This is a genomic window from Leifsonia sp. PS1209, from assembly GCF_012317045.1.
Taxonomy (GTDB): domain Bacteria; phylum Actinomycetota; class Actinomycetes; order Actinomycetales; family Microbacteriaceae; genus Leifsonia.
In genome coordinates this window covers 846,806-859,316 of the sequence record NZ_CP051154.1, presented here as the reverse complement: position 1 = coordinate 859,316, position 12,511 = coordinate 846,806, and the positions used below count along the sequence as shown (strand labels likewise).

The window sequence follows — 12,511 nt, the reverse complement described above, 5'->3', positions numbered from 1 at the left end:
CACGGTGGTGTTGCAACGACCAGCTGAACCCAAGATCCCCTTGCGGGAACGTCGTCACACCTGAAGCCGACAGGGGAAGCATGTTCATCGCGACGAGGGTCGTCGCCGCCTTCGGTGACGTGAGTTCTGACGATTCCCGGTCCCGGCCTTCAACCGTGAACGTCGCGCTTCCCGCGCCCCGAAACGTACAACGTTGGATCCGGTTGTGAGCGTCAGCCCGGACCAGTTGCGAGGACGTCGGGTCACTCCGTGCATAGCTGGCCGCGGCGACGATTTGAATGGGCAGGTTCCCGTCATGCACGATCCTGCTGAGGCTTGGTTCTGGATGCTCCTCCTTCGCCGTATACCCCGTGTGTGCTGTCTCGGCTGAACTGATCGAGCAGCGCCACGGCGATGAGCACCGCAACAAGCGCTGCACTTATCAGCAGTGCCGGGAGAGCGCAGCCAAGCAAACCCAGCGCCGCACACGCGGTGATCGCTGCCAACCGGCTGTATCCCAAGCGACGCATCGCCCGCAATTGCAGAGCGACTTGTGCAAGAAGGAAGAGGACCGGACCCGCGACGACTGCGATCAGCTCAGCACCGCCCAAAGGTTCCAACGGGTGTGCGATCACGAGTTCGTCGCCCACGGCCGCCAAAATGATCCCGGCGACGACTAACACGTGGCCGTACGTGTAAATGTCCCGCGCACGACCGGTTCGGCTGGCCTCACGGTCGAGGGAACGTTCGCTGAGTTCGCGGGTGGACCTGAAGTAGAGCCACCACAGTGCTGCCGATCCGGCGAAGGCGCTGATGAAAGCAGCCACGGTCCCTGGGTCTAGTTCCTGTCCGGCGGTCGTGGCCCCGGTTAGGATGATCGTCTCGCCGATTGCAGCGATCACGAACAACCCGAATCGCTCGGTGAAGTGGCCGGTAGCGAGCCGCCAGGAGCCCGCCGCAAGCCGCGGTCGGCCGGGGAGCGGAAAGAGAATGCGTGGAGCGATGTAGTCGAGGGCAAGCGCAAGCAACCACAGCCCTGCTCTCAAGCCGCCCTCGGCCATACCACCAGAGATCCAGAACACACCGGCGATCAGGAACCAGACGAGAATGCGCCCGGCCTGCTCCCGTCCGACGCTGCCTCGGTCTGCCGCTACGAACGTGAGGAAGGCGTGCCGGCCGACTTGAATGGCGAGGTAGGCAACAGCGAAGAGAAGGCCGTACTTGCCGAAGGCGTGCGGGACAGCGATCGCCATGAGCAGGCTCCCAAGCATGAGCGCGATCAGCAGGAGGCGGACGGGATTGGTCTCCGGATTGAGTTCGTTCGTGGCCCATGTCGTGTAGTTCCACGACCACCACACTGCGAGCAGGACGATCGCTGCCTGGCCAGCTCCCACCCAAGTGAGGTGATCAAGGAGCAGATGCGAGACCTGCGTGATTGCGAACACGAACACGAGGTCGTAGAACAGCTCCAGCGTCGCGGCTCGCTGGGCCTCGGCGTCGTCTCGACGTCGAAGCTGACCGTTCACCACGGCACGACGCCGTCGCGGTCGGCCGGTGTAGCCAGGCCAGAGGTGGCGATGTGCAGCGCTGCCTCGAATATGCGGGCCGGCCGAGTCACAACGCGCTTGGTCAGCGTGGCCCCGTCAGGGCAGACCTGAGCGGTGGCGTTCGCCGTCCGCAGCTTGAGGGCTTGCTTCGGGTCGGGCTGGGCGGTCACGGAATCTCCAATCGCAACAGGGAAAGGTGCAGGCGCGGTCCGCGGTTTGGGTCGCGAACCGCGCCTGCGAGGGCCGGTTAGGCCGACAGTGCTGCCTTCAGGTGCGAGACGGCCTGGGCCACGGCTGCCTTCGCGGCGCTGGTGTCGTGCAGGCTGTTGACCATCACGAAGTCGTGGACGATCCCGGCGTAGCGAACCTGGGTGACCTCAACGCCGGCACGGCGGAGCTTCGCGGCGAACGCCTCGCCCTCATCGCGGAGCACGTCAGCCTCGCCGTTGATCACGAGCGTCGGCGGGAAGAACGCGAGCTGTTCCTCGGTTGCTCGGAGCGGAGAAGCGGTGATCTCGGCGCGCTCGGTCTCGCTCTTCGCGTACTGGTCCCAGAACCACCTCATGCCGTCGCGAGCCAAGAAGTATCCCTCCGCGAACTCGTCGTACGACGCGGTGTCGAACTTCGCATCGGTGACCGGGTAGAACAGAACGGCGCCCTTGAACGTCACGTCGCCGCGCGCGTCGCCCATGAGGTTCAGCGCAATGGCCATGTTGCCGCCGACGGAGTCACCCGCGATCGCGACGTTGGATCCATCGAGGCCCTTGTCGGCGCCGTGCTGCACGACCCACTTGGCGACGGCGTAGGACTGCTCGTTCTGGACCGGGTACTGGTGCTCGGGCGCACGGTCGTATTCGGGGAACACGAGGGCCGCGCCGGTGCCGACGGCGAGGTCGCGCACCAGGCGGTCGTGGGTGTGCGCGTCGCCGAACACCCAGCCCGCGCCGTGCGTGTAGAGCACGACGGGTAGGACGCCGGTGGCGCCCTTCGGCTTCACGATGCGGACGGGGACACTGCCGGTGGGACCGCCCTGGACGGTGATCCACTCCTCGTCGACCTCTGGCTTCCAGATCTCCTCGTCCTGCACGCCGTCGACGGCCTTGCGTCCGTCCTCGGGGGCGAGCTGGTAGAGGTACGGCGGGTTCGCGGTGGCGTCGACGAACGCCTGGGCGGCGGGTTCGAGGGCGAGGTTCTTGGGGTTGCCGGTGGGCATGCGGTCTCCTTGAGCGTTGGTGGAACAGGGGAGTCGGTTGGACAGGGGTCAGCGGGACGACAGCGAGTCAGCGCGCGGTGACGGCGGCGATCGTGGCGTCGGCTGGGTCTTGGATCGCGTCGACGATGTTCTGCGGATGGGCCCGCACAGTGAGGTCGGTCAGACCTCCATCAGCGGGGTCGCGTCGGTGATGACGCCGCGCCTGTAGCGGCCGGTAGCTCACCAGGGGAGGATGCCGTCGCGGTCGGTCGCGGTTCCGGTGGGCGTGGCCGGGCCGAGGGTGGCCATGCGAACCGCTGCCTCGGCTCCTTCTGCGACGCTCTGGCCGACGTTGCCGGTGAACGCCGTGGCCGTCTGCCCCGGATCGACTGCGTTGAACCGGACGTCCGGGATGGTCTTCGCGTATTGCGTGGTGAGCATCGTGACCGCGCTCTTGGAAGAGCCGTACGCCGCGAGGGTGTACTGCGATTCCACCCGGGCGGGGTCCTGCGTCAGAGCGAAGGATCCCATACCGCTGGTCACGTTGATCACCGAGGGGTCGGTGCCCTTTCGGAGCAGCGGAAGGAACGCGCGTGTGACTCGTACGAGTCCGAACACGTTCGTTTCGTACACATCGCGCAGCTGATCTGCAGTCATGTCCTCGGGTGCTGCCACCTCACCGAGGATGCCTGCGTTGTTGATGAGGACATCCAAGTGCCCCACCTGCGCTCGCACGTTGGCAACAGCAGCTGCGACGGACGCATCGTCCGTCACGTCCAACTGCACGAAGTGGGCGCCGAGGCGGTCGGCCGCTTCCTGTCCGCTGGCCGCGTCGCGGCCACCGATCCAGACGTTCTGGCCTGCGTCGATCAGACGACGGGCGACCTCGTAGCCGAGTCCGCGGTTACCGCCAGTAATCAGAGTTGTTGTCATGTGTTTCTTGCCTTTCCAGCTTCTTGTTTCTCTCGGGTCAGGCCGCGGGCCGGAAGGGACGCAGCAAACGGATGCCGTCCTCGATGGATCCGTCGATCAGCTCGAGCATCTCCGGCACGAGTGCCACCATCCGAGGCGCGCTGAGGTGGGCGTCGAGGCTAGCGCGCCTCTCCCAACGCTCGTAGATTACGAACGAGCCGGGCTGGCCTTCGACCTCGTGGGCCTCGTAATCGATGTTGCCGGGATCGTTACGGGACGGCGTTACGGCGGCAGCGATGAACGCCTTGAGGTCGTCCTCCTTGCCGGGCTTGGCCCTCGCGTCCCAGAGGACGGTCACGTAGCCATCAGGGTTCGCTGTCATGCGAGTTCCTTTCGTTAGTGGGATACAAACGGGATTCGTTACAACCATTTGCTGTAACGAAACTCCTTATCTGCACAGTAGCGGCGCTCGTCCGTTACAGTCAAGTTGTGTAACGGAACGCGAGCCACGCAGTGCCACGCGGCGCGATCAGGAAGGGATCCGGATGTCCGGCAAGAACATGAAAGCGGGGGCGCAGGCGAACGCCAGCGGTCGACCCCGCGACCCGGCAATTGAAGAGGCCATCATCGATTCGACGCGCAAGCTGCTCGCGACGAAGGGTTACTCGTCGACGACGATCGGTGACATCGTGGCCGACGCCGGTGTGACACGACCGACGCTGTATCGGCGGTGGCCAAACAAGTACGAGCTGGTCGTCGAAGCCATACAGTACGGGTTGCGCAAGCAGCGCGAGGCGTACCCGCCCCTAGACCTCGATGCCCTCACTCCACGAGAAGCGATGGTCGAGGCGGTACGTCGGATCAACCCACGCTTCCACAATCCGCGGGCGATGACTCTGCACGGCAACTTCATGGCCGAGGCGGAGCGCGAGCCAGGCCTGCTTGCGCAGATGAGAGAGCACGCGAACCAACCTAGATGCCAGGAACTCGCTGACGTGATCACTGAGCTTCAACGACGAGGCCACGTGCGCGAGGACGTGGACGTGGACGTGATCGTCAGTCTGTCATTCGGCAGCTACTTCGCCGACTTCAATCGGTACGGACGTGAAGTGCCAGTCGACTTCGCTGAGCGCGTTGTGGCCACGCTGTGGCCCGCTATCGCTGGGGGCGACGCGTCACCGTTAGCGTGAGCCGGAAACGAGCCGCGCCGCGTGCGTCACCCCACATAGTCCGCCAGACCCCACTGACCGGTGAACGGTCGGTCTACGGGACACGTGACTCGATTGGAGCGAGGCCAGCAGGACCCCCAGCGCGAGATGGAAGGAAGATTCCCGTAAGACCCGCCCGCGAAAAAGCCCGGCAATGGCGCCTCAAACGCTACAGGCGGAGCCAGCCCCATCCGGCACATCAGCGTCTCGTTCACAGCCAAGTCCTCACCGCCACCAAAGGCGCGCCATACGTCGGCTGGGCATCGATGTAGAGAACGGTGAAGTCGAAAATCTCGAAGTAGCTGGCGAGGAAGCAAAGAACAGAGAGCAAAGACGAAGAACACACGACGAGGACAAGGACGAGGACCCAGGGAGGCCAAAGACACCAAGAACGAAGGAGACACCGCGGCAAAAGAAACGAAACAACAAAAGCCAATGCACGTAGGCACTCTTTGAGATGAATGTGCGATTTGCGCGCCAAAATGAGCGCGCAACCGGAACGTGTAAGTGTGAGAGGTGGAGTTGCGCGTTGGAAGCGCGGGCAAGCGGCCCAGGGGGTCAAGCAGGCGGTGCGCTACGCCTTCGGCGGCGTTTGCGATGCGACCCTGACTGCCAGGACCGCGGACGGTGCGCTGGCTGCGGCCGGGTATGCGGATGCGGTGATGACCCGGTACATCGTGGAGCACGGCGCCATCCGTGACGACCTGCTCACCCGGACCCAGTTAAGGGATTGGGTCGACGGTGTCGATCCGCTGACCGGGGAGCGGCGGGGTCGGGATCTGGAGTCTCCGGTTGCGGATTTGATTCTGGATGCGACGATCAACGCGCCGAAGTCGTTCTCGATCGCGGCGATGCTGGACCCGGAGTTGGCGGCCGCGTATGAGGATCTGCAGGACCGGTTGCGGGATCGGATCATCAAGTTGTGGCAGTCGGAGCTCAACGCCCGTCGCGGGAAGCAGGGCGCCATTCGGGAGGACCTCGCCCGGATCGAAGTCGTCGAGCTGCGGCACGAACGGTCCCGTTCGTTAGACCCGCACAAGCACCGCCACCTGTGGCTGAACGTCAAAGTCCGAGGCCTCGACGGCAAATGGTCGAACGTCGACACGCGAGTCGCGCTGCGGCTCCAGAACGTCGTGAACGCCGAAGGTGACCTTGCCTCTCGAACGGACCCCGCGTGGGTCGCGGCGCTGGCTGCCAAGGGCTTCACGCTGAATGCGGATGGGGAGATCGCGCAGTTGCAGCATCTGGTGCGACCGCTTTCGAAGCGCTCCGCACAGATCGAAGCCAACAAGGCAGCTCATTTCCGCGCGTGGACGGAACAACACCCGGGCGTGGAGCCTTCCGCCACCGTCCGGACCCAGATCGATCAGTGGGCATGGGCGGCTGGCCGGCCGAACAAACCGGGGCAACTGGACGAAGAGGACTGGGCGTCCGTTGTGATGGCCGAACTTCTGCACGCCGATCCAGAGCTCGGCGGGCCACGATCTGCGGTCGTGCCGAAATCGGTAGCCATCGACAACCTTGACGTCGAACTCCTAGCGGCGAAGGCGATCGTGGATGCGGACGCTCGGTCAACCGGGACTGGAGGCCGGTTCAGCGACATGGATGTCCGAGCCGGAGCAGCCCGAGCGGTCGCCGCCTCCGGGGTGACAGCCGAGCATGCTCAGCTCGCGAAGGTCCTCGACGAAATAGTCTCCTGTGCCACCCGTACTCATACCGTGACGCTGCTCACAGAGCCCAACATACCTGCCCATATCAAACGCCGAATGGCAACGTCGACCGCAGCGCTCAAGGCCAGTGTGGCTCAGCGAACCGACGCATTGGCCGCACCTGGCGAGGTGGTCCCGTTCGCTGAAATCACCGCTGTTGCGAGCGCGATCGAACCAGAGCGGACGCTCGACGATGGCCAACTCAAAGGCGCCTCCTCGATCGCGGGAACAGACAGAATCGTCGCTATTGCGGGGGCGGCAGGAACGGGAAAAACGACAATGCTCAAGGTAGCCGGCGCCGCTCTCCGCCGCCGAGGCCGCAGCATGATCATCGTGGCGCCGACGAAGAAGGCCTCCGCCGTCGCAGGCCGCGAAGCGGAGAGCGCCTCATCGTCCCTTCACCAGCTGTTGCACGATTACGGATGGCGATGGACTAGCAGTCCTGCGGGCGCGATCGTTTGGTCCTGTCTAGGAATCGGTGATGAAGACCCCGCGACCGGAACGCAGTACTGCGGGCCGCGTATCGGTATCCGACCGGGCGATCGCATCGTCGTGGACGAGGCGGGAATGCTCGACCTCGAGGCAGCAGCTGCTCTCCTTGACGTAGTCCACAGGACCGGAGCGTCCGTCGCTCTCGTAGGAGACCAGCACCAAGCCCTGCCGGTAGGACACTCCGGCGCCATGGCGCTCTTCTGGCGTCGGGCATCGCGGCAGATCGAGCTCCTCAGCATCCATCGATTCAAGGATCCTGCGTGGGGGGATCTGAGCCTCAGACTGCGCAAGCCGCAAGGGCCAGAAGACGCGAGAAGGGTTGCCGAGGAGCTGATCAACACTGGCCACGTCGTGCTTGCAAACGACGAAACGGAAGCCCGGGAGGCAATGACCGCTGCCTGGTTCAGGGCAAGTCGCGAAGGACTCAGCGTCGCATTGGTGGCCGCTACGCACGCGGAGGCTCAAGCCGTGAGCGAGGATATCCAAGCCCGACGCATAGTCGCCGGCACCGTCGACACGCGCGAAGCTGTGTATGGACAGTCCGCGCAGCCGATCTTCGTCGGCGACGTCGTCCAGACGCGTCGCAATGACAACGCCAGCGACGTGCAGAATCGCCAAAACTGGGTAGTTCGGAGTGTTTCTGCGCAACATGTGATGCTTGCGTCAGCCAACGACTCAACGGACCTCCGCAAGATCACTCACGAGTACGCGATATCTCACCTACACCTCGCGTACGCAACCACGGTCTACGGAGTGCAAGGCGAGACGACGGATGTTGCCGTTGTCGGGCCAGGCGTCGATGCTGCTGGCTTGTACGTCGGCATGACTCGAGGCAAGCAGGACAACGAAGCCGTCGTCGTTGCTCGAAACGGATCCTCCGCGGTAACCCAACTTGTCGAAACGATGGAGAGAGTTTCTGTCGAGGAGACGATCGAGAAGTCGCGCGCGGCCGCACGCGTAGAACTCAACCGCGCCGCTCAGTCCGTAACGACTCCCGTACCAACTCCACATCACGCTGCAGACGTCACCCGAAACTGACCCGAACTAGTTGGACGAGAGACCACTGTCTCGCAGCCGGCGGCCCACCAGATTCGCGCCGTCGAGATCACCGCTGAATGGGTCAAATCGCAGGATCCCAATGCCCAAACCATCCGCACCGTCCTGGGCATCTGGATAGACTCCGCCGGCGACGAAGATCAGCGCCCTGCGTCCATCCGCAGCAGATACTAAAGCGGCACGCTTGACTAGTTCGATATCGAGGTTTCCACCTCGATTGTTTACCCAACCCAAGAAACGAGAACTGTAGAGGTCACAGGCCTGTCGGGAGTCCCCCTCCGTCGCAATCGAATCAGCCGCGCCTAGGTACACCATCCACTGCCGACACAGCTCAACTGCTTCATCGTTGGATACCCCCAAAGGCCGCGGAGGCGGAGGCGCTTTCGTTCCCATATGCCTAGTGTCTATCAGGCCGCACACACTTGGACTCGAATCACCCACCTTCGGACGCCAGTTGGCGGCATACCCGTTTTTGGGGGCCGAGGAATCTTGCCCAACTCTGCAATGCTGACTTCGTGTCCTCACCGGCCTTAATGACAACGGCGGTCGTTTCGCGCCGCGTGCGTACTCACCAGCCAGTTCTCGTCGGTGAGTCACCTTCGCGCACATCACCGGGGGCCTTCAAGTGGACGTGATTATTGGCAGCGATCGGGTGACAATTGAGAAGGCGATTTTCTTCGACCTACTCGAGAACTCGGTCGTCAATGGGAGAGCACCCTACCGGCGAGCTCTCGAAACATCGGAGATCACGTACTCAGACCTCCTAGCGCTTTCTCGGAAGGCTGAGGTCCCGCACCCTCTGTTCTTCGCGCCCGTTCCTGTTGTTCAAGCTCAGCTCCGCTTGAAGAACGAGAAGCTGCTTCAAGGCGTCGTACCCGACACATTTACGATCAACACGCGGGCACAAGTCCAGCTTCGTGACGTGGAGCTGATCATCAAGGACCTGCTGCGCAAGCAGTCTTTGGCGAAGAAGCACGACCCGACGTTGACCAAAAACCAAATAGTTGGGCTTCTCAAGCGACCCGGAACGAGTGCGAACGAAGACGCTCAGCTGCTACTCGACGCCCTCCATCTCGACATGGATTCGATCCGCGCCGCACGGACCAAGGATGCCGCACTCGAACTGATCATTGCGCGGCTTGAAGCCAATCAGGTGCTTATCTCAAGGAGCGTACGAGGGTTTATGCCCCAGCTCATCGAGGTTCGCTTCAGCGGAATGACGGTGCGTGACTCGAAGGTTCCCTACATCTTCCTAGCGGGTGGCGATCACGGAGATTTCCAGGAGCCGGTTGGGAGACAGATCTTCACTCTTGTGCTTATGGCGGTGCTTGTGGCTCGCGGAGTCTTCGCGCCGGTGAGCTATAACGCAAGTAGCACAGCAGTCGACGCAGGGCGCGAATACGACATCGTTGGCGAGATCCTGATGCCCTCTGACGAACTAGAACACGTCAAGTTCGCAAGCCTGGAAGAAGTGAAAATCGCCGCCGATCGATTCAAAGTCACTCCGAGCGCCATCACTGTAAGAGCTATGCGCCTTGCCCGGCTCAGCGCCGAACAAGCCATTGGATACCTCGCTGAACTCGAGGCGGAGTTTCGTGGCAGGCCAAAGCCACGTCCGCGACAGCCAAAGCCTGTAAATGCAATTCGAAAGTACAGCGGCAAAGAACTAACGAGCCGCATGCTGCGCGCGGTTGATGAAGGGCGCCTATCCGAACGCGAGTTCTGCCGCGTCGTGTGCTTGAACAGGATCGGCCCGTCAAAGATCAGCGAACTGAAAGCCGCAGTCCAATGAACGAGGAGATGTACCTCTTAGACAACAACGCACTGTCGCACCTCACCCGAGCTCAGAGGTCGAGCGCCTATTTCCGCGAGCGGTGCCGACTCCCTTCTGAGGTACTCCGAGAGGCGACGGGTTATCCAGACGCCGAAGCCTTTGAGGCGGTGGAATACACCACAACCTCCAGCGTGCTCGAGTTCCTTCGCGTAGTCATGGAGACCGAACGCGAGGGCGATACGGCGCTCCTGAATCTTTACGCGAACAAGGGCGCAGCAGACCCGATGATCATTGCCTGCGCGCTGGACGCAACGCGGGAAGCGGCAGCACTCCTCTTTGGTCCAACTTGGATCGTCGTCTCGAACGATAACGCTGTTCGCGCGAGGGCCCGAGAACTCAAAGTTGAGTCATTCACGCGCGAAGTGTTCCTATCGCGAACGAGAGGCGAGTGGGACGCCACGTGAGCACCAACGACGGCCGTTGCTGCTGCGGGATGCGCCCGGCAGGGTCTTGGCCTTTCGATATTCAGCCGCCTAGGGCGAGTGAAAGAGGGGGGGGTGACATCGTTGCCCTACTCCTTCGAATCCCGCCACTGCCCCGTTCCCGTTCGTACGAATCCGCATTCGTCCATTAGACGGCTTGCATCGCGCCGATCTACCCCGAACCGCAGCGCGAGTTCAGAGAACCGCCACTCTGCTTGAGCGTTCACGGGTTCGATCAGTTCTGAGGAAAGCCGTTCGGTTTCAATCCAATCTGCAGCCGCGAGCCGTGACCCGATCTGTCTGCGGCGCGAAAGCACCCCAGTAGCGCGAGATACTCCGGAATAGACGAGTTGCACATTTCCGGCCACGGCCAGGAGATCAACAACGAGTTGCGCAATCAAGCCGGCGTCGCCGAGACCGCCCCATCCAACGAGGAGTCTTGGAGGATCGGCACGCAAGTCCTCGCCGAGCAATCCAGCCACATCGGCCACGGTTAAGCCTGCGGTCGGCACCAACATCCATTGATCTGTCCTGTCGTCGGCTGGCCCCCACCACCACCGCGTGTGCTCGATCGTTGCGGTAACGGGCTTTCCCAGAACCTTGGAGTATTCCGCCCAAATGATGGTGGCAAAGTCGGCTTGGTCGTCGGCGTAGAAGCGGACAATCTTCTCGGGACTCTCAAACCTACAAACGCGGACGTTCACCTCGACTAGCACTATGCAAGCGTATGAGAACTCGGAACGCGAGCACAGCGCCAGCGGCTTGACCGGGGACGGACGCGCGAAACCCAGAGCACTTCGACGGCTTGCGCTCAGTCGCTCTTTCGAGCCTGCGTCGTCTGGGCCGCTTGCTGCGGAGCTGCCGGGGGCACGATCGGCTTAGAACTCGAAGACCGCGCCTGAGGTCTCACTTGGACCCTCGCCGGTTGCAGGCCAAATTCCTCGTGCCGCGCCGGCGGCTCGGGTTTGTTCACTTCTTCGGCGCAGGGGGTGGCTGGATCGCCTGAGAGGAAGGCTGCCGAACAGGTGGCTGGTATTGCACCCGCGCGGGCTGAAGGCCCTTCTCAACCAGTCGTTGTGAGTCGCCAGTTGTTCGCCACTCACCGTTTGCCTTTTCAGCCATGAGTTCCTCCCTCTGCCATTATCTCCTTTTGAGAGGAGAACTGTGCCAACTTCCATCTGGGGCGTCGCCTTCTATGTATTCGCACTGTTCCCTGGCGTAGCGTTCGTCTTCGCCCGCGAGGGGCATCACGCATCGAGCAAGCGGTCGGCGTTTCGCGAGACGGCCAGCGTCGTGTTCGTTAGCGCTGTTTGTGACGCGGTCGTTGCCCTAGTAGTGGTTGCTATCGCTCTATCAGTTCCCGAGATAGCAAACACGATTACAGCGATGCTTGATGGCGACCTCTCGTGGGCACGCTCAAACTTTGGATGGGCGCTGGTGTTGGCGCTGCTAGCACTCGCGGCAGCAACATTTTTGGGCTTCTTCCTTGGTTCGAAATGGGCCCACGACCACGGCATGAAGCTCCTGTGGTCAGCGGCCATCCCAAGGGACGTTTCGGCTTGGCAGAAGGTTCTCTATCCGGACGAACGTGTCGAAGTAAAAGTGGGGCTTACGTTGAAGTCCGGGGCATGGGTCTCAGGTACGCTCTGGGATTTTGACAATGATGCGGACAACAGCCCGCACCGCACAATCACCCTGTCGGGCGACCTCTCCGCCCGATCTAGCGGCTCCGAGGAACCTGTGCCTTTGTCAGAGACGGATTGGGTGGTAGTCGAAGCTGGCGACATCGAATTGCTCCAGGCCTCCTACTACGAGCCGGCGGAAGAGGGCGACCTCGGTACGCGAGATGCGGGCAGGCCTAAGTCGCGAAGGTGGAAGCGTATTGCCTTGGCCGCGCTGGTCGTCGGGGCGGCAGCCGGGCTTGTGGCTGTGCTGAGTCCGAGCCCGTCGGTGTGGATTCGACTCGCTACGGTGGTCGCCCTTGCAGCGTCAGTCCTGTTTGGCATCTTCGCGGCAAGAGGTCGTGCATGATTCGCGGTATCGAGTGCCTAGCTCTAGCAAGGTCCAAAGGTTCGGGTGGTCCTTGGAAATCGGACCTGACGAGGGTCGGCGATAGGTTCGAAGGCTGTTGAAGCACAAGAGGGGCTGCCTCCTGGACAG

The 12,511-nt window shown here is 62.5% G+C and carries 12 protein-coding genes; 5 read left to right on the top strand and 7 right to left on the bottom strand.

All coding sequences use genetic code 11. The annotated features are described in order from the left end of the window. Positions 1 to 293: 293 nt before the first annotated feature. The 6 genes from HF024_RS04195 to HF024_RS04170 all read right to left on the bottom strand — a co-directional run bounded on the left by HF024_RS04195 (position 294) and on the right by HF024_RS04170 (position 4,012). Positions 294 to 1,508, bottom strand: a complete 1,215-nt coding sequence (locus HF024_RS04195; RefSeq protein WP_210724022.1) for a low temperature requirement protein A — start codon at positions 1,506 to 1,508, stop codon at positions 294 to 296. Further along, positions 1,502 to 1,696, bottom strand: coding sequence for a hypothetical protein (locus tag HF024_RS04190; protein ID WP_168688755.1), 195 nt, complete (start codon positions 1,694 to 1,696; stop codon positions 1,502 to 1,504). Before HF024_RS04190 ends, HF024_RS04195 begins: the two co-directional genes overlap by 7 nt. A gap of 77 nt (positions 1,697 to 1,773) precedes the next feature. Beyond that, the gene (locus HF024_RS04185; RefSeq protein WP_168688754.1) at positions 1,774 to 2,739 is read right to left on the bottom strand and encodes an alpha/beta hydrolase; all 966 of its coding nucleotides are present in this window, start codon (positions 2,737 to 2,739) and stop codon (positions 1,774 to 1,776) included. A gap of 67 nt (positions 2,740 to 2,806) precedes the next feature. Then, positions 2,807 to 2,962 carry a hypothetical protein gene (locus tag HF024_RS04180; RefSeq protein ID WP_168688753.1) on the bottom strand — a complete coding sequence of 52 codons (156 nt, stop codon included), beginning with the start codon at positions 2,960 to 2,962 and terminating at the stop codon, positions 2,807 to 2,809. After that, positions 2,959 to 3,651 (bottom strand): SDR family NAD(P)-dependent oxidoreductase, encoded by a 693-nt coding sequence (locus tag HF024_RS04175; RefSeq protein ID WP_168688752.1) that lies wholly within the window; start codon positions 3,649 to 3,651, stop codon positions 2,959 to 2,961. Before HF024_RS04175 ends, HF024_RS04180 begins: the two co-directional genes overlap by 4 nt. 37 nt (positions 3,652 to 3,688) lie before the next feature. Next, entirely contained in the window at positions 3,689 to 4,012 is a 324-nt protein-coding gene (locus HF024_RS04170; protein ID WP_168688751.1) for a putative quinol monooxygenase, read from the bottom strand. 163 nt (positions 4,013 to 4,175) lie between these two features. Here HF024_RS04170 and HF024_RS04165 point away from each other — a divergent pair, with 163 nt between their 5' ends. From HF024_RS04165 to HF024_RS04150, 4 genes are all read left to right on the top strand, one after another. Next, on the top strand, positions 4,176 to 4,820 hold the full coding sequence (locus HF024_RS04165; RefSeq protein ID WP_168688750.1) for a TetR/AcrR family transcriptional regulator: 645 nt from the start codon (positions 4,176 to 4,178) through the stop codon (positions 4,818 to 4,820). Positions 4,821 to 5,407: 587 nt separating this feature from the next. Further along, a complete protein-coding gene (locus HF024_RS04160) occupies positions 5,408 to 8,077 on the top strand; it encodes an AAA family ATPase (protein ID WP_168688749.1) in 2,670 nt (889 codons plus the stop codon). An 859-nt stretch (positions 8,078 to 8,936) separates the two neighbouring features. Further along, positions 8,937 to 9,887, top strand: a complete 951-nt coding sequence (locus HF024_RS04155; protein ID WP_210724021.1) for a hypothetical protein — start codon at positions 8,937 to 8,939, stop codon at positions 9,885 to 9,887. Continuing rightward, the gene (locus HF024_RS04150; protein WP_168688747.1) at positions 9,884 to 10,333 is read left to right on the top strand and encodes a hypothetical protein; all 450 of its coding nucleotides are present in this window, start codon (positions 9,884 to 9,886) and stop codon (positions 10,331 to 10,333) included. The genes HF024_RS04155 and HF024_RS04150 overlap by 4 nt, the downstream gene beginning before the upstream one ends. Before the next feature lie 107 nt (positions 10,334 to 10,440). Here the strand turns inward: HF024_RS04150 and HF024_RS04145 are convergent, their stop codons facing one another. Continuing rightward, on the bottom strand, positions 10,441 to 11,067 hold the full coding sequence (locus HF024_RS04145) for a hypothetical protein (protein WP_168688746.1): 627 nt from the start codon (positions 11,065 to 11,067) through the stop codon (positions 10,441 to 10,443). A gap of 448 nt (positions 11,068 to 11,515) precedes the next feature. Here HF024_RS04145 and HF024_RS04140 point away from each other — a divergent pair, with 448 nt between their 5' ends. Continuing rightward, positions 11,516 to 12,382, top strand: a complete 867-nt coding sequence (locus HF024_RS04140; RefSeq protein ID WP_168688745.1) for a DUF6338 family protein — start codon at positions 11,516 to 11,518, stop codon at positions 12,380 to 12,382. Positions 12,383 to 12,511: the final 129 nt, after the last annotated feature.